The sequence below is a fragment of the Gracilibacillus pellucidus genome, assembly GCF_033949965.1.
GTDB classification, from domain to species: domain Bacteria; phylum Bacillota; class Bacilli; order Bacillales; family Amphibacillaceae; genus Gracilibacillus; species Gracilibacillus pellucidus.
Genome location: NZ_JAWZSR010000014.1, coordinates 1 through 17,633 on the forward strand (window position 1 = coordinate 1; position 17,633 = coordinate 17,633).

Genomic DNA, 17,633 nt, shown 5'->3' on the forward strand with positions numbered 1-17,633 from the left:
TTTAGGGTATATTCCTAACATCATATAGTCTGGTGGCGATAGCGGAGAGGTCACACCTGTTCCCATGCCGAACACAGTAGTTAAGCTCTCCAGCGCCCATGGTAGTTGGGGCTTACGCCCCTGCGAGAGTAGGACGTTGCCAGGCAAATGAAAAGCTTCTTAGTTTTAGGACTAAGAAGTTTTTTTTTTTATAAAATTTGAGTATTTGTCTAGAACTGTTGATCTAGAAATTAGGTGACTTCACGAATCGTCCTTCGATAAAGAAGCATTGCCGATTAGTGAAACTGCAGGCTTAAATGAATATATTTTTCCTGAAAAAAGTGTATAATGAATGAAAACTAGGGAGGAATTTTATGGATCTTTGGTCTTCTGCTTTATATGATGAAAGGCATAAGTTTGTTTCAGCATTAGGAATGGGGATGATGGAGTTACTTTCTCCAAAAGAAGGAGAGAAAATAATTGATGTAGGATGTGGTACAGGGGATCTTGCGAAAGAGATAAAGGATACTGGAGCGAATGTTATAGGAATAGATCGTTCAGCTAACATGATAGAAAAAGCGAAGAATAAGTATGCTAACCTTCCTTTTCAAACGATGGATGTATATGATATGGACTTTTCTCAAGAGTTTGATGCAGTGTTTTCTAATGCAACATTACATTGGGTGATAAAACCAAGAAAAGCATTAGAGCGGTTTTATGAGAGTTTAAAAGTGGGTGGAAGATTTGTCACAGAATTTGGTGGGAAAGATAATGTACTAAATATAAGAAATGCTATTCAAGTGTCATACCAAGAGTTATTTCCGACATATGATTCTTTACGTGAACCATGGTATTTCCCTAGTATAGGGAAGTATACTTCATTGATGGAGGAAATAGGGTTTACTGTTCATTACGCTAGGTTTTTCACTAGACCAACTCCGTTAGAAGGAGATGGAGGATTACGAAATTGGATGCAAATGTTTGCGATAGAAATGCTAGCTCATTTAGATGAAGAAGAAAGAGGCCAATTGATGAAACGTGTAGAGGATAAATTACGGCCGATGTTGTATCAAAATGGCCAATGGTTAGCTGATTATTGTCGGATACAAGTGGTTGCTTATAAAAAATAAAAATGTTTCACGTGAAAAAATTCGAAATTGTCAAATAAAAAACTATGATTCTGTGTATATTATTTAATAGATTGGCTATACTATCTAATATCTAATGGAGGTGTGGCAAATGTCTAAAAAATATCAATCACATTATTGTGGAGTTTGTGATGAGCAGAAGCGAGAGGGTATATTTGTTTATCAAATGTTTATTTGCCAAGAGTGTGAACAAAAAATAGTTTCTACTAAACCTAATGATGAAAACTATGAATACTATATAGACAAAATGAAAGCCATTAATAAATCTTCTTATACTGTTTAAAGGGGTCACAATGATGTGATTCCTTTTTTATAATCATCTAAATAATAGCTTTCATAAGAAGGATAGTTTTATAATAAGAATAAGAGTTATCATGAGGATGGAAGGTTTTTATATGAATAACAAGCACAAGCAATTTCCGCTATATCAAGCTATAAAGGATTTTAAAAATAATAAAAATAATTCGTTTCATGTACCAGGTCATAAAAATGGCCAAGTATTTGTAACAGAAGCTAGAGAAGATTTTCAGTCATTATTAGCAATGGATTTAACAGAATTGGGTGGATTAGATGATTTGCATGCACCTGAGGGAGTGATTGAAGAGGCACAGACTTTAGCTGCAGAATGGTTTGGCTCGATACATACGTATTTCTTAGTAAATGGTAGTACAGCTGGAAATTTGGCGATGATTTTAGCTACGTGTAATCCAGGTGACAAAGTACTTGTACAAAGAAACTGCCATAAATCTATTTTACATGGAATGGAGCTAGCTGGTGTTCAGCCAATTTTTTTACCCCCTCTGTATAACCATATTACAGAAAGATATACAGCACCATCTGTAGAGATAGTGAAGAAAGCGATAAAAGAGTATCAATCTATTAAAGCTGTTATTCTTACTTACCCTGATTACTTTGGGGAAGTATACCCATTAAAAGAAGTGATTGAATCTGCACATGCAGAGGATATTCCGGTGTTAGTAGATGAAGCACATGGCTGTCATTTTTCGCTACCATACATAGATATACCTTCAGCAGTACAGTTAGGAGCTGATATTGTAGTGCAGTCTGCACATAAGATGGCACCTGCCTTAACGATGGCTGCGTATCTCCATATACAGACAGATAGAATCAATCAGCAACGTTTAAGCAATTATTTGCAAATGCTTCAGTCGAGTAGTCCATCTTATCCGATTATGGCCAGTTTAGACTTGGCACGTTATTATTTAGCGACATATACAGAAGAAAAAAGTAATAGGTTATTTCAATACGTGAATAGCATACGTGCTTGTTTTCAAGAAAGTGAAGCATGGATTGTTGAAGAAAATGCAGATCCATTAAAATTATCTTTACGGATACAGCGAGGTTATCAATGTAAGGCGGTAAAGCAATTGTTTGAAAAGGAAAAACTCTATCCAGAATTAATAACAGATACACATATCTTATTTGTTTTTGGATTAGAACCAACTGTTGAGCTTAGTTTATTAGAGGAAAAATTAATAAGAATAAAAGATTCATTAAAATTTGCTGTAGACAGTGGTACAATAGAAGATAAAAAGCTTTATTTTAACGAACAGGTTACCCCATTAGCTTTATCGTATGCTGATATGCAAATGAAGCAAACAAAGTGGTGTAAGTGGGAAGATGCTATTGGTAAAGTAGCTGCAGAGGCAATTATTCCTTATCCACCAGGTATCCCTTTTATCGCTAAAGGTGAACGAATTAGTAAGGCAATAGTAGAGCAAATCACTTATTCATTTACACAACAAATTAATTTCCAACCTAGTAATAGGGAAAGTGGTTTATATATTTACACATGATGTACAAGAAGGAGAATGAGCGTGTTTATTACATTTGAAGGTGGCGAGGGTGCAGGAAAAACAACGATATTACATCGATTAGCACAGCGCTTAACAGACGAAGGATATCAAGTTATTCAGACAAGGGAGCCAGGTGGTATCCCGATTGCAGAAAATATACGTAACATTATATTAGCTAAGCATAACACGATGATGGACGCAAGAACAGAGGCATTATTGTATGCAGCTGCAAGAAGACAACACTTAATAGAGAAAGTACAACCAGCACTTGCTGAAGGTAAGATTGTATTATGTGATCGTTTTATTGATAGTAGTCTTGCATATCAAGGTGCTGCCCGTGGATTAGGTGTAGAGGAAGTATTTCAAATTAATCAATTTGCAATCGGTGAACAAATGCCAGATCTGACATTATTTTTTGATATAAAGCCTGAAGAAGGATTAAAAAGAATCAATAAAAATGCTGATAGAGAACAAAATAGGCTAGATTTGGAATCATTAGCATTCCATGAGCAAGTATATGAAGCATATCAGCAATTACTTGATAAATTTCCTAACCGTATGAAGAGAATTGAAGCAAACTTTGATATAATAGAAGTAGAAGAACAAGCATATAGGAAAATAAAAGAATATTTATAAGTAAAATCTATAAGGAGGCGACGATGGTGAAATTAATTATGGCGGTAATACAGGATAAGGATAGTAGTCGATTAATTGATGCATTAGGGGAACAACAGTTTAAAACGACAAAATTGTCATCTACTGGTGGATTCCTAAAGGAAGGTAATACGACGCTGATGATAGGCTGTGAAGATAAATATGTTGATGAGGCATTAGAGATTATTCGAGATAATTGTAGTAAACGTGAGCAGTTAGTTTCACCTGTTTCTCCTATGGGTGGGAATGCTGACTCTTATATTCCACGTCCAATTAATGTTGAGGTTGGTGGGGCTACAGTATTCGTTGTACCTGTCGATCAATTCCATCAATATTAAAAGGTAGGATTTTATCTTATGAAAATTACTCAAGACATGCGAACACAACTGGAAGCACTGAATAAGAAGGAGCAACAGGCAAGACAACCTTCACAACGATTTGACTCAATGGTGAAGCAGCAGTCTACGCAATTACAGCAAACCGAATTGCAAAAGCTAATGAGCGAATTGACGGCACAAGGTCAAAAAATCGCTCGGTTTAGGTCATTTAAGGATCTTGCTAAATACAAAAGAATGGTTAAACGTTTTGTGAAGGAAGCTGTTGATTATGGTATGACGTTAAAGCAATCACACAGCTTTATGCTAGATGGAGATAACCGAAGACTAACGATTGTGGAAGAAGTAGATGATAAGCTTGTAGAGTTAACAGAGTTTGTGATGGATCAGGAGAAAAATTCTATTCAGATTTTAGATTTAATTGGAGAGATTAAAGGGCTTCTTGTTAACTTATATACGTAATGAAGAAAATAAGAGGGTAGATTAGCTAGATATACTAATCGATCCTCTTATTTTAAATAAAGAAGAAGGTAGGAGGCGCCAATGGATACTGTATGGGCGAACATGCTAGATAAACAGCCAATCGTAAGCAAGATGGTAATGAACAGTATTAAGAAATCAAGAATATCCCATGCTTATTTATTTCATGGTGATAAAGGAACAGGCAAATATGAGCTTGCACAGCTGTTTGCGATGAGTATTTTTTGCAAAGAACGGACAACTGTTGACCCTTGTCATCAGTGCAGTGATTGTCGACGAATAAAAAGTGGGAATCATCCTGATTTACATATTATTACACCTGATGGAGCAAGTATTAAGAAAGAGCAAATTTTACATTTGCAAAAAGAATTCACCTATACAGGTTTAGAATCGAATAAAAAAGTATACATCATTGAGCAAGCGGAAAAAATGACAGATAATGCTTCTAATCGATTGTTAAAATTTTTAGAAGAGCCGAGCCAGCAAACGACGGCAATTTTATTAACGGAAAATAGTCAGGCAATATTGTCTACAATTCGTTCAAGATGTCAATTGCTTGCTTTTCAACCATTGAACCCTAAGCAATTAGAAGAAAGACTGCAAGAAGAAGGATTAACGGAAGCAAATGCACGTCTAATGACACAAATTACGAACAATGTAACAGAGGCAATTGAAAAAAGCGGGGATACTTGGTTTGCACAGTCACGAAAATTAGTGGTACAATTAATTGACATGCTTCAACATAATCAAGCTGAAGTGCCAATATTTGTGCATACACAGTGGATGCCACATTTTAAAGAACGCTTACAGCTTCAAGAAGGCCTTGATTTATTATTACTATGGTATAGAGATATTGTGAATTATCATCTAGAGGAGTCTTCAGCTATCGTATTTACTAATCATTATAGTAAGATCGAAACAGCTGCAATGTATTGGTCTTTAAACCATAGTACGGTTATTTTACAGAATATTATGGAAGCGAAGCGTAAGTTAGAACAAAATGTGCACCCACAATTAGTAATGGAGCAATTAACACTTCAAATACAGAGGTGAATTATTCGTGGTAGAAGTTATCGGTGTCCGCTTCAAAAAGGCGGGTAAAATATATTATTTTGATCCAGATGAGTTAAAGATAAGTACAGATGACTATTGTATTGTCGAGACTGTCAGGGGAGTAGAATTTGGTAAGGTTGTAGTTGGTAACAAACATGTGGACGAGGAAGATGTCGTGCTTCCATTGAAGAAGGTCATTCGTATTGCGACGGATAAGGATAAATTGATTGTCGTAGAAAATAAAGAAATTGCAGATGATGCCTATAAAACATGTGTGACTAAAATCAAAGAGCATAAACTAGACATGAATTTAGTCGATGTGGAATATACATTTGATCGCAATAAAGTTATTTTTTACTTTACAGCTGATGGTAGAGTCGACTTTCGTAATTTAGTTAAAGACCTTGCGTCCGTATTTAAAACACGAATTGAACTGCGACAAATTGGCGTACGAGATGAAGCGAAGCTATTAGGTGGAATTGGTCCTTGTGGTCGAATGCTTTGTTGTTCTACGTTCTTAGGTGATTTTGAGCCAGTATCAATTAAAATGGCAAAAGATCAAAACCTTTCCTTAAATCCAACTAAGATATCTGGTCTTTGTGGTAGATTAATGTGTTGTTTGAAATATGAAAATGACGATTATGAAACAGCGAAAAAAGAATTACCTGACATTGGTGAAGAGATTACAACAGCATATGGCCGTGGTAAGGTAGTTGGACTGAATATCCTGGAGCGCCTTATTCAAGTGGAAATTCCAGAGAAAGAACGAATGATTGAGTATACATTAGATGAATTGATTGAAGAAGGAGTTATCAATACCCAGGCAACGGAATAATGGGGTGGAAGTGCGTGAAGAAAAAAGAACTATTTGAACAAGTTTCTGATATGGAAGAGCAAATTGGTCAATTGTATCAACAATTAGGTGATTTGAAACAGCAGTTTGGTGAAATGCTAGAGGAAAACCATCGATTAGAGATGGAAAATCATCACCTTCGCCAACGATTGGATAATGAACCTGATCATGATCAAGATCATGATACGGATAATAACGATGCAGAAATTGGAGAAGGCTATGATAATTTAGCAAGGCTATACGAAGAAGGCTTTCATATTTGCAACGTACACTTCGGAAGCCCAAGGCAAGAAGGAGACTGTCTGTTCTGTATGATGTTTTTAAACAAAACAAAATAGCTCAAACCAAGGCTGGCATAATAACATGTCAGCTTTTGGTTTATCACGGTGCTTTATTAGATGAGCTTTACAGGATGAATGAGCAATACAGATGTAAACAATCGACTGTTTGCATGGATTTGTGGAACAGAAGGAGTAAGATAAATGGAATTAAAAGAAGATGAGCGAATCGATGATTTGTTGGCGGATCGATCGATGCAAATTATTCAAAGTCCAACGAAGTTCGCTTTTTCAATCGATGCGGTATTACTGTCAGACTTTGCGACGGTGCCGAGAACGAAAGGTAAGATACTAGACCTTTGTACAGGTAATGCGGTTATTCCATTATTATTATCAAGAAGATCGAAGGTACCTATTACAGGAGTAGAGATTCAAGAAAGATTATATGATATGGGCTGCCGTAGTATTGCACTTAATCAGCTAAATGAACGAGTTGATATGATTCATGGTGATTTAAAAGATATGCCAGATCATTTTAAAAATAATAAATTTGATTTAGTAACTGTTAATCCTCCGTATTTTCAAACAGAAAATAAAAACCATCATAATTATAATGAGTACTTAACGATTGCTAGACATGAAATTTATTGCACATTAGAAGATGTGATACAATCATGTAGTAAGCTCGTAAAATCAGGTGGGAAAGTAGCAATGGTGCACAGACCTTCACGGTTTGTCGATATTGTTACGTTATTTAGACAATATAAAATTGAGCCGAAACGAGTGCGCTTTGTTTATCCTAAGAAAGGGAAGGAAGCAAACATTTTATTAATAGAAGGAATGAGAGATGGTAATCCAGATCTTAAGATGCTTCCACCATTATATAGTTTTGATGAAGAAGGAAACTATACCACAGAGTTAGAAGGTATTTTATATGGAAGAAAAGAGTAATCATTACGTTTATATAGTAAAGTGCAAAGACAATACATTATATACTGGCTATACAACAAATGTCGAAAGACGCTTAAAGATGCATGAACAAGGGAAAGGTGCCAAGTATACAAGAGGTAGAGGACCATTGCAACTGCAATATCAACAACAGTGTCAGACAAAGTCAGAAGCATTGCAGTTAGAAGCGAGCATTAAAAAGCTGACACGCAAAGAAAAAGAATGTTGGATTAAAGAACAGCAAATGGAAGGATATGACGTAGATGCAAATTCAAAAGAGTTACCAAACAAATGAAGACAAAGGCACATTATATGTCGTTCCAACCCCAATTGGCAATTTAGAAGATATGACGTTTCGTGCTTTGCGTATTTTAGAAGAAGCGGATGTCGTCTTAGCTGAAGATACGCGAAACACGGGGAAGCTATTGCATCATTTTGAACTAAAGAAAAAAATGATTAGTTATCATGAACATAATAAGGCTGCTAGGGAAGAACAGATCTTGCAGCTTCTCCATGATGGTCAAACATTGGCTTTAGTCAGTGATGCAGGAATGCCAGGTATTTCGGATCCTGGTTATGAAGTGATCCAAGCAGCGATCCAAGCAGATCTTCCTGTTGTTGTTCTGCCGGGGGCGAATGCAGTATTATCGGCATTAGTTGGATCAGGCTTACCGACAGACCATTTTTATTTCTACGGTTTTTTACCGCGTAAGAAAAAGGATCGAGACAATGCATTGACATTACTAAAATCAATGGAGACAACGTTTATTTTATATGAATCCCCTTATCGTATGGAGGAAACAATTAAATGGTTAGCAGAATCCTTTGGTGATAGACAAGTAGCTATCGCAAGAGAGATTACGAAAAGATATGAAGAATATATAAGAGGAACATTGCCAGAAGTAGCGGATTGGCTAGAAGAACATCCAATAAAAGGTGAATGTTGTATTGTGGTAGAAGGAAGAAAAGAGGAAGAAGAGCAAAGCTGGTTGTCAGACCTCTCCTTGAAAGAGCATGTCGAAAAAATAATGGAATTAGAGGATGTTTCTAGTAAAGAAGCAATTAAGCTAGTAGCTAAGGAGCGCCATATACCTAAGCGTGAAGTATATAGTGCCTATCATACAGAATAAGAAAAGCCCTGTTTCGTTTGTTAGAAACAGGGTTTTTTCTTATATATAGCTCTTCTAAGTATCAGAGCTATTGACTAATTATTTATCTAATTTACCTTGAATTTCATCAATTAGCATTTTAGCACCTTCAGGACTAAGGATTAGTTTCCCACCTGCTAATGCTAAGTTATCGTCTGAAATATCACCTGTAATTTGACAAGTCATGTTTGGTTTATATTTTTGCAAGATAATTCGCTCATCATCGACATAAATTTCAAGCGCATCTTTTTCCTCAATACCTAATGTACGACGTAATTCGATTGGAATTACAACACGTCCTAGTTCGTCTACCTTTCTTACAATACCTGTAGATTTCATTATAAATCTCCCCTTTTGATAATTAAATTCGGCAATATTCGACATCTATAGCGTTATAATACCATTAGTTGCCATAACTGTCAAACATAATTTACTCATTTTAACAAAAAAATTCTCCTTTTAAAATTAAGTTTATAGCTTATAAAATTGCAAGTTTAAGGATAATTTTATCGGCAACAATGTTTGTATTAGGTAGTTATAAAGGCCGATGTTTGACATCTTACTTTATAATGGAAATATGTACGAAAAATCGCTACAATAAAGGCAGACTGTTTATGTAGATGGAGAAAGAAATAAGGAGGGTACCTGATATGATAGAACAAAAGAAGACTTTTTATATAACAACACCGATCTATTATCCAAGTGGTAATTTACACATCGGTCATGCATATAGTACTGTTGCAGGGGATGCAATGGCGCGTTATAAGCGTTTAGGAGGTTATGATGTTCGCTATTTAACAGGAACAGATGAGCATGGACAAAAGATTCAAAAAAAGGCAAAAGAAGCTGGTGTGACACCACAAGCATATGTAGATGACATTGTAAGTGGGATTAAAGATTTATGGGGAAAACTAGATATCTCTTATAGTGATTTTATTCGTACAACAGAGGATCGACATAAAGAAGTTGTCGAAAAAATATTTGCTCGTTTATTAGAGCAAGGAGATATTTACTTAGATGAATATGAAGGTAAATATTGTACTTCTTGTGAATCGTTCTTTACAGAGCGCCAATTAGTGGATGGACATTGTCCTGATTGTGGTGGACCAGTTGAAGATGTGAAAGAAGAATCATATTTCTTTAGAATGAGTAAGTATGTGGATCGTTTACTTGCATTTTATGAGGAGAACCCAGAGTTTATTCAGCCTGAAAGTCGTAAAAATGAAATGATTAATAACTTTATTAAACCAGGTTTAGAAGATTTGGCTGTATCTCGTACTACGTTTGACTGGGGTATTAAAGTACCTGGAGATCCGAAGCATGTTATCTATGTTTGGATTGATGCGTTAAGTAATTACATTACATCTTTAGGTTATGGTACAGACGATGATAGCTTATATCAAAAATATTGGCCTGCAGATGTCCATTTAATGAGTAAGGAGATTGTCCGTTTCCATACAATTTATTGGCCAATTATGTTAATGGCGCTTGATTTACCATTACCGAAAAAAGTATTTGCGCATGGTTGGATTTTAATGAAAGATGGAAAAATGTCGAAATCAAAAGGTAATGTAGTAAATCCGGTTGACTTAATTGATCGCTATGGATTGGATGCAGTGCGCTATTACTTGTTACGTGAAGTGCCATTTGGTTCTGATGGTGTCTTTACACCAGAAGGGTTTGTTGACCGTACTAATTATGATCTTGCGAATGATTTAGGTAACTTATTAAATCGTACAGTAGCAATGATTAACAAATATTTTGATGGTGAAATTCCTACATTCCGTGTATCTGAATCTTCCTTTGATGAGGAATTAGAGAGCATGGCGAAAGAAACAGTAGCGAAAGTAGAGGAAGCTCTAGATGAAATGGGCTTTTCTGTTGCACTAACACAAATTTGGAAATATGTTAGTCGAACAAACAAATATATTGATGAAACAGCGCCATGGGTTTTAGCAAAGGATGAAAGTGAAAAGGAACGTCTTGGTAATGTAATGGCGCATTTAGTAGATAGTTTACGTCGAATTGCCGTGCTATTACGTCCATTCTTAACACAAACACCAAAACGAATTTTCGAGCAGCTTGGTGTAGATGATAAAGAATCACTTCATACATGGGAAAGCTTATTAGACTTCGGTGTAGTAGAAGCTGGAACGAAGGTAGTCAAAAAAGACCCAATGTTCCCTCGATTAGATGTCGAAAAAGAAGTCGAGACAATTAAAGCGATGATGAAAGCACCAGAGCCAGAGAAGCCGAAAAAAGAAGTACAGGACGACAAGAAAGAAGAAGTAGTCTATGATGACTTTATGAAACTAGACCTACGTGTCGCAGAAGTAACACATGCAGAAAAAATGAAAAAAGCAGACAAATTGCTGCAAATTCAATTAGATTTAGGTAGCGAAAAACGACAAGTAATATCAGGAATTGCACAGTATTATAAACCTGAAGAATTAGTAGGGAAGAAAGTTATCTGTGTAGCGAACCTAAAACCAGTTAAACTTCGCGGCCAATTATCAGAAGGAATGATTCTATCTGGTGAAGACGAAGACGGTAAATTATCACTTGCCACAGTAGAGTCAGATCTACCAAACGGTTCGGTCGTAAAATAATTAGGCAGAAAAGTATACACACGAAAGCGGGTGTATACTTTTTGTTTAAGTAAAAAACGTTAGAATATAGGTTACTTTTTGATTGCCCCCTTGCGTTTTGAAGATTGGCATATATGGATAAACAAAAGGGCAGGAAGCAATACACTACCGAGTATGATAGTCGTAAGATAATTAGGATAGAATGATTGTCTATTTTTTAGGAGGAAGAGAGTATGTTGTTTGATACACATGTACATTTGAATGTATCGCAGTTTGATGAGGATCGCGAAGAGGTGTTACAGCGAGCTAAAGAAGCTGGTATTGAAAATATGGTGATCGTTGGGTTTGATCATGAGACTATTCCGAAAGCAATTGATATGGCAGAACAATATGACCATATTTATGCGGCGGTAGGATGGCATCCAGTTGATGCGATTGATATGACTGATAAGGAACTAGCATGGATTGAAGAGTTATCTGCACATCCCAAGGTAGTAGCTATTGGTGAAATGGGATTAGACTATCATTGGGACAAATCACCAAAAGAGGTTCAGAAAGAAGTATTCCGTCAACAAATTCAGTTAGCGAAAAAGGTCAAGCTACCAATCATTATTCATAATCGTGAGGCAACAGAAGATATTATTCAAATACTGCAAGAGGAAAATGCAGAAGAAGTAGGCGGTATTATGCATTGCTACAATGATTCAGTTGATTATGTCGATGCATGTTTAAAAATGAATTTCTATATTTCATTAGGTGGTCCTGTAACATTTAAAAATGCTTCATTGCCGAAAGAAGTAGCCAAATATGTACCAAAAGATCGTTTGTTAATTGAAACAGATTGTCCATTTCTTGCGCCACATCCAAATAGAGGTAAAAGAAATGAACCAGCATATGTAAAATTGGTAGCAGAAAAAATCGCAGACTTACGGGAAACGAGCTATGAAGAAATCGGTAAACAAACAACGGAAAATGCGAAGAGACTTTTTGGTATAACACACTAGATTTGGGCGTTTAACCATAATTTTCAGTTATTGTTACGGTAATGTAACCTATTTGAAATATTTTAAGGAATGAAACAGTGCACCCCTTGATAATCAAGGGATGCACTGTTTTTAATTCAATGAAAACTCGTTTGACACGTAAAAAGTAACTTTATATAATACAACGGCGAGTAAAAGGAGGGAAAAGTTCATGAAACGTCTAAAGATTAGTCACATCTTGAATAACAAGGACTTCGTTTACGCACTTTCTTTGTTTGTGTTTATTGCATTTATCAGTATATCATTTTATGAATTATCTAAAACAGAAGTTACGGTTGTTCAAGAAGGTGAAACGATGACGGTTCGCACACATGCGAAGACTGTTGGAGATGTTCTTAATGAACTTGCAATTGAGGTGGGAGAACACGATGAACTCTCACATGAAGTAAACGAACTCGTAAATAGAGATATAACAATCGAGCATACAATTGCAAAAGAAGTAGTAGTAAGTATAGATGGAGACGACCAAACATATTATACAACAAGTGATACAGTTGGAGATTTTCTACAAGAACAAGACATCGAAATGAAAAAGCATGATCACATGTCTTTAGCTGACAGTACGGAAATCAAGGATAACCTGGAAATCGATATTGAAAAAGCTTTTCAGGTAACAATCAACGATGCAGGGGAGAAAGAGAAAATCTGGACTACAGGCGGTACGGTAAAAGAGCTATTAGCAGATCATGATGTGAAATTAGCTAAGCTAGACCGTGTCAAACCTAAAAAATCTACAAAAGTGAAAGAAGATACGAGTATCAACATTACACGAGTAGAAAAAATAACAGACGTTGTAGAAGAAGAGCAAGATTATAGTGTAGTTAAAAAGAATGATGATTCCTTGGAAAAAGGAACAGAAGAAGTTGTATCTGAAGGTGAATCAGGCTTAATTGAAAAGCATTATGAAGTAGTATTAGAGAACGGAGAAGAAGTATCTCGTGAATTGATTGAGGAAGAAGTGAAAAAGGAGAGCCAAGAAAAAGTTGTTGCAGTAGGTACGAAGGTAGAGCAACCAAAACAAACAGCTACTCCAGCAGCATCTAACGAACAATCATCAAAGTCTTCTAATACCAATAATACGGCGAAGTCTGAACCAAAAACAGAAACGGTATCACGTGGAAGCGAAGAAAAAGAAGGAAAAACACTTTACATGAAAGCAACAGCCTATAATTGGGATTGTGCATCATGTGATGGTAGAGGATTAACAGCTACCGGTTATGATTTGAAAAACAATCCAGAAGGTGTTGTTGCAGTAGATCCAAGTGTGATTCCATTAGGTTCAAAAGTTTGGGTCGAAGGCTATGGTTATGCTATTGCTAGAGATACAGGTGGTAATATCAAAGGCAATAAAATTGATTTACACATGTCATCACAGCAAAAAGCGCAAAACTATGGTACGAAAACCGTCCAAGTTAAAATTATTGAATAATGAGCATCAAGGGCTACATGTACGATCAAACGATTGTGCATGCAGCCTTTTTTATTGTCTAAAAGCGAGAGTCTCTTGTGGGCAAGACTTTCTTCCATTCTATTGATGATGAGTGTTGGCATAAGCTCCGACAAAACACTACGCTTTCTGCGGGTACGGCTTCAGCTAACTTTGTGAAGAAAAACACTTCACAAAGTGGATCTTCAGCTCGTACTGTTCCCGCAAGAGTCTCCGTGTTTTATCTCCGCTATGTGATGCGTTCTGTTGTTTGTGAGTGGAAATACAATGATTCATTTCCGAAAGAAATGCGCTTAGTCAAAGGACATAAAATCTAAGTATTCCTCTTTTATACAATTGAGAGTATAGCCAAAGCGAAGGCAGAATATGGAGACTCCTACAGGGATAGCATGAGCTGAAAATCCACTTTTTCAACCGCTCTTGTTGAAAAAGTTAGTTGAAGCCATGCCTGTGGAAAGCGGAGTATTCTGACGTAGCGCTTGCCTGCCACTCACTAGAAGTAGAATGAGTGAGCGCATTTCATCGAGTAGCTACCATGAAGCGATGCAAGCTCTCGCTTTTAGACTGCATAAAGAGTGTGTATATGTTCAACACCTCCTGTTTTTATGTGTGAAGCAGGTTGATAATGGGAGTTACTTGCTAGTTTCCCTAAAGGCGGACATAGATACTTCTCTTGTGTTAAAATAAGAAAAGTTAAAGGAAGAATGGAGGAGCCTTTTTGAAGGTGAAAGAAATTATCGTAGTGGAAGGAAAAGACGACACAGCGAAGCTAAAACAAGCGTTAGATGTGGATACAATAGAAACAAATGGTTCTGCCATTAATAAAGATATATTAGAGCAAATAGCACATGCTAAAAATAAACGAGGCGTAATTGTTTTTACCGACCCGGATTACCCTGGTCAGCGAATTAGACAAATAATTGATCAATATATTCCTGGATGTAAGCATGCCTTTCTAACGAGGGAAGAGGCTGTTCCGGGGAGCAAGCAACATAAAAGCTTAGGGATTGAGCATGCGTCCTCAGAAGTACTTCGTAGGGCGCTTGAGCAAGTATATGAGTTAACAGAGACCGGAGAATCGGATATTACGAAGTCGGATCTTCTCCATTTCGGATTAATTGGTGGACCTGGCTCGAAGGAGAGAAGAAAGAAACTGGGACAACGACTTCGAATTGGCCATATTAATGGCAAGCAACTCTTAAAGAGGTTGCAGATGTTTAACATATCTGTCGAGGAATTTGAAGCAGTGATGAAACAAATTATGCAGGAGGAAGCGCATGACTGAACAGAAGGCGATAGCCACACCAAAGCGAACGAAGGAAATTTTAGAGAAGTATGGTTTTTCATTTAAGAAAAGCTTAGGTCAGAATTTTTTAATTGATGTTAATATTTTACGAAACATTATTGATAGTGCTGGTATTACAGAAGAGATGAATGCCATTGAGGTTGGACCAGGTATTGGTGCTTTGACAGAACAATTAGCAATTGCAGCAAATAAGGTAGTCGCCTTTGAGATAGATGGTCGATTACTTCCGATATTGGATGATACATTACAAGCGTATGAGAATGTGTCGATTATTAACCAAGATATTTTAAAAGCCAATTTTGAAGAAGTATGGGATAACCACTTTCAAGATGGTAAGCCTGTGAAAGTAGTAGCTAACTTGCCATATTACATTACGACACCAATTTTAATGCAGCTATTAATGGCTAAATTACCTATTAATAGTATTACGGTGATGATTCAGAAGGAAGTAGCAGAGAGAATGGCTGCGCACGAAAATACAAAAGAATACGGGTCATTATCTATAGCGATTCAATATTACACGGAAGCACAAGTGAAAATGATTGTACCGAAAACCGTATTTATGCCACAACCAAGAGTTGATTCTGCTGTATTACATCTAGAAAAGCGTGATACGCCACCAGTACATGTAGAAGATGAAGATTTCTTCTTCCGATTAGTACAGGCAAGCTTCCAACAAAGACGTAAAACCTTACGTAATAATTTGTCTCGTCACTTTTCAGATAAACTGTCCAAAGAGGAAATTGAAGTAGGTTTCGAACAAACAGACATTGATGGTACGAGACGTGGTGAGTCACTAAACATAGAAGAATTTGCAACATTAGCAAATTATTTTTATCTGGAAATGATGGAAAACTCCTAAAGTTTATGGGGTTTTCTTTTTTATATACATAATTTTTATATAAAAAGGAAAGATAATTGCATGACTTCCAATTTTTTTATTGACAGTTTTTAAACAATATTGTTATAATGGAATATTTTTAATTGACTGTTGGACGAGTGTGTAGTATAATATTTGTAGTGAGGTGGATTGTATTGGCTAAAACATTGGTTGAAATCAAACAAGGTTTAGATGGAAATGTCGGCAAGCGTCTACGGATCAAAGCAAATGGTGGAAGAAAGAAAACAATTGAACGTTGTGGAACATTAGCAGAAACATATCCTTCTGTGTTTATCGTTGAACTAGATCAGGATGAGAATGCATTTGAACGTGTATCATATAGTTATGCAGATATTCTTACTGAAACAGTTGAATTGAATTTTACAGAGGATTTAGAAGCGGTATCAGGAGAGCAGTAAACAAAGTTTGCTGCTTTTTTTTATGCTAAATGGACCTTTTATTTCCTCGAATCATTTTGGCAAGACTCCATAACATATGATTGTCGTAAAACACGACAGAAAGGGAGTATCTTCCGTGAGTAGAAGACGAGGACTGATGTCTGATCAATTCAAAGAAGAGCTTGCTAAAGAATTAGGTTTTTACGACAAAGTGGAGAAAGATGATTGGGGCGGTATTACCGCGCGTGATGCAGGTAATATGGTGAAAAGAGCAGTGCAAATGGCAGAGGAAAGTTTAAGAAAGGACAAAGTCTAAGACTTTGTCCTTTTGCGCTTTACTTTGTTTTTATGGTATCTTTACATAAAGAAAAACTGTCAGTAGGTGAATGACTTTGTATATTATTGAAAAAGCGCCAGCTAAAATTAATTTAACATTAGATGTGCTTTATAAACGACCAGATCAATATCATGAAGTAGAGATGGTTATGACTACAGTTGATTTAGCAGATCGACTTGAATTCTTTTTGTTGGAAGAAGATAAAATAGAGATAGCGTCCGATAATCGTTTTGTCCCTAATGATGAACGAAATTTAGCTTATCGAGCGGCAAAGTTATTAAAAGATCGCTATCAAATTAAACAAGGTGTCCGGATTAAAATTGATAAACAAATTCCAGTAGCCGCGGGACTTGCAGGGGGAAGTAGTGATGCAGCAGCAACCTTTAGAGGGTTGAACCGGTTATGGGATTTGGATATATCGTTAGACGATCTGGCCGTTTTAGGTGCAGAAATTGGCTCAGATGTTTCTTTCTGTGTGTATAATTCAACAGCTCTTGCCAAAGGAAGAGGTGAAAACATTACAGAATTACCAGCACCACCTCAATGTTGGGTGGTATTAGCAAAACCAGTGCAAGGAGTTTCTACGCAGTCGGTGTATCAATCTTTGAAACTTAACGATATCGAACATCCTGATACAGAAGGGATGGTACATGCCATTCAAGAGGGAGATTATCAAGGTGTTTGTCATAGATTGAAAAATGTATTAGAAGCCGTTACATTACCGAAAAAACCAGAAGTAACACAAATAAAAAATCAAATGTTACAATCAGGAGCAGATGCGGTCTTGATGAGTGGAAGTGGGCCAACTGTATTTGCTTTAGTACAACAAGAAACAAGAGCAGACCGTATTTATAACAGTTTAAGAGGTTTTTGTGATGAAGTATATGTCGTACGGTTATTAGGTAGTCAACAAAAACTTGATTAAACACGTATAAAATGAT

21 protein-coding genes and 1 rRNA gene are annotated in these 17,633 nt (G+C 36.4%); 21 read left to right on the forward strand and 1 reads right to left on the reverse strand.

Translation table 11 applies throughout. The features are described 5' to 3' along the window. Positions 1 to 28 precede the first annotated feature (28 nt). From rrf to rsmI, 13 genes are all read left to right on the forward strand, one after another. Positions 29 to 145 (forward strand): 5S ribosomal RNA (gene rrf, locus SH601_RS16195). 208 nt (positions 146 to 353) lie between these two features. Continuing rightward, positions 354 to 1,109 (forward strand): class I SAM-dependent methyltransferase, encoded by a 756-nt coding sequence (locus tag SH601_RS16200; protein WP_319959379.1) that lies wholly within the window; start codon positions 354 to 356, stop codon positions 1,107 to 1,109. A gap of 109 nt (positions 1,110 to 1,218) precedes the next feature. Beyond that, positions 1,219 to 1,410: a sigma factor G inhibitor Gin gene (locus SH601_RS16205; protein WP_319959380.1), complete on the forward strand. Its 192-nt coding sequence runs from the start codon at positions 1,219 to 1,221 to the stop codon at positions 1,408 to 1,410. 112 nt (positions 1,411 to 1,522) lie between these two features. Further along, entirely contained in the window at positions 1,523 to 2,944 is a 1,422-nt protein-coding gene (locus SH601_RS16210; RefSeq protein ID WP_319959381.1) for an aminotransferase class I/II-fold pyridoxal phosphate-dependent enzyme, read from the forward strand. 15 nt (positions 2,945 to 2,959) lie between these two features. Beyond that, positions 2,960 to 3,580 carry a dTMP kinase gene (gene tmk / locus SH601_RS16215; protein WP_413775141.1) on the forward strand — a complete coding sequence of 207 codons (621 nt, stop codon included), beginning with the start codon at positions 2,960 to 2,962 and terminating at the stop codon, positions 3,578 to 3,580. 26 nt (positions 3,581 to 3,606) lie between these two features. Beyond that, entirely contained in the window at positions 3,607 to 3,936 is a 330-nt protein-coding gene (locus SH601_RS16220; protein ID WP_319959418.1) for a cyclic-di-AMP receptor, read from the forward strand. A gap of 18 nt (positions 3,937 to 3,954) precedes the next feature. Continuing rightward, positions 3,955 to 4,395: a YaaR family protein gene (locus SH601_RS16225; RefSeq protein WP_319959383.1), complete on the forward strand. Its 441-nt coding sequence runs from the start codon at positions 3,955 to 3,957 to the stop codon at positions 4,393 to 4,395. 81 nt (positions 4,396 to 4,476) lie between these two features. After that, positions 4,477 to 5,466: a DNA polymerase III subunit delta' gene (gene holB / locus SH601_RS16230; protein WP_319959384.1), complete on the forward strand. Its 990-nt coding sequence runs from the start codon at positions 4,477 to 4,479 to the stop codon at positions 5,464 to 5,466. Positions 5,467 to 5,473: 7 nt separating this feature from the next. Beyond that, positions 5,474 to 6,301: a PSP1 domain-containing protein gene (locus SH601_RS16235; RefSeq protein WP_319959385.1), complete on the forward strand. Its 828-nt coding sequence runs from the start codon at positions 5,474 to 5,476 to the stop codon at positions 6,299 to 6,301. Positions 6,302 to 6,315: 14 nt separating this feature from the next. Then, entirely contained in the window at positions 6,316 to 6,657 is a 342-nt protein-coding gene (gene yabA / locus SH601_RS16240) for a DNA replication initiation control protein YabA (RefSeq protein ID WP_319959386.1), read from the forward strand. A 144-nt stretch (positions 6,658 to 6,801) separates the two neighbouring features. Beyond that, entirely contained in the window at positions 6,802 to 7,548 is a 747-nt protein-coding gene (locus tag SH601_RS16245) for a tRNA1(Val) (adenine(37)-N6)-methyltransferase (protein WP_319959387.1), read from the forward strand. Further along, entirely contained in the window at positions 7,532 to 7,840 is a 309-nt protein-coding gene (locus tag SH601_RS16250; protein WP_319959388.1) for a GIY-YIG nuclease family protein, read from the forward strand. The genes SH601_RS16245 and SH601_RS16250 overlap by 17 nt, the downstream gene beginning before the upstream one ends. Next, the gene (gene rsmI / locus SH601_RS16255; RefSeq protein ID WP_319959389.1) at positions 7,809 to 8,675 is read left to right on the forward strand and encodes a 16S rRNA (cytidine(1402)-2'-O)-methyltransferase; all 867 of its coding nucleotides are present in this window, start codon (positions 7,809 to 7,811) and stop codon (positions 8,673 to 8,675) included. Before SH601_RS16250 ends, rsmI begins: the two co-directional genes overlap by 32 nt. A gap of 78 nt (positions 8,676 to 8,753) precedes the next feature. Here the strand turns inward: rsmI and SH601_RS16260 are convergent, their stop codons facing one another. Next, on the reverse strand, positions 8,754 to 9,032 hold the full coding sequence (locus tag SH601_RS16260; protein WP_319959390.1) for a transition state genes transcriptional regulator AbrB: 279 nt from the start codon (positions 9,030 to 9,032) through the stop codon (positions 8,754 to 8,756). 311 nt (positions 9,033 to 9,343) lie between these two features. Here SH601_RS16260 and metG point away from each other — a divergent pair, with 311 nt between their 5' ends. The 8 genes from metG to ispE all read left to right on the forward strand — a co-directional run bounded on the left by metG (position 9,344) and on the right by ispE (position 17,617). Beyond that, positions 9,344 to 11,302 (forward strand): methionine--tRNA ligase, encoded by a 1,959-nt coding sequence (gene metG, locus SH601_RS16265; RefSeq protein WP_319959391.1) that lies wholly within the window; start codon positions 9,344 to 9,346, stop codon positions 11,300 to 11,302. A gap of 212 nt (positions 11,303 to 11,514) precedes the next feature. Continuing rightward, positions 11,515 to 12,285: a TatD family hydrolase gene (locus SH601_RS16270; protein WP_319959392.1), complete on the forward strand. Its 771-nt coding sequence runs from the start codon at positions 11,515 to 11,517 to the stop codon at positions 12,283 to 12,285. 190 nt (positions 12,286 to 12,475) lie between these two features. Beyond that, positions 12,476 to 13,753, forward strand: a complete 1,278-nt coding sequence (locus SH601_RS16275; RefSeq protein WP_319959393.1) for a ubiquitin-like domain-containing protein — start codon at positions 12,476 to 12,478, stop codon at positions 13,751 to 13,753. 736 nt (positions 13,754 to 14,489) lie between these two features. Next, complete coding sequence (gene rnmV, locus SH601_RS16280; protein ID WP_319959394.1) at positions 14,490 to 15,056, forward strand: ribonuclease M5; 567 nt, start codon at positions 14,490 to 14,492, stop codon at positions 15,054 to 15,056. Continuing rightward, positions 15,049 to 15,939, forward strand: coding sequence for a 16S rRNA (adenine(1518)-N(6)/adenine(1519)-N(6))-dimethyltransferase RsmA (gene rsmA, locus SH601_RS16285; RefSeq protein WP_319959395.1), 891 nt, complete (start codon positions 15,049 to 15,051; stop codon positions 15,937 to 15,939). The genes rnmV and rsmA overlap by 8 nt, the downstream gene beginning before the upstream one ends. 173 nt (positions 15,940 to 16,112) lie before the next feature. Next, positions 16,113 to 16,376, forward strand: a complete 264-nt coding sequence (veg, locus tag SH601_RS16290) for a biofilm formation stimulator Veg (RefSeq protein WP_319959396.1) — start codon at positions 16,113 to 16,115, stop codon at positions 16,374 to 16,376. 115 nt (positions 16,377 to 16,491) lie between these two features. Continuing rightward, positions 16,492 to 16,671: a small, acid-soluble spore protein, alpha/beta type gene (locus SH601_RS16295; RefSeq protein ID WP_319959397.1), complete on the forward strand. Its 180-nt coding sequence runs from the start codon at positions 16,492 to 16,494 to the stop codon at positions 16,669 to 16,671. A 76-nt stretch (positions 16,672 to 16,747) separates the two neighbouring features. Continuing rightward, positions 16,748 to 17,617, forward strand: coding sequence for a 4-(cytidine 5'-diphospho)-2-C-methyl-D-erythritol kinase (ispE, locus tag SH601_RS16300; protein ID WP_319959398.1), 870 nt, complete (start codon positions 16,748 to 16,750; stop codon positions 17,615 to 17,617). Positions 17,618 to 17,633: the final 16 nt, after the last annotated feature.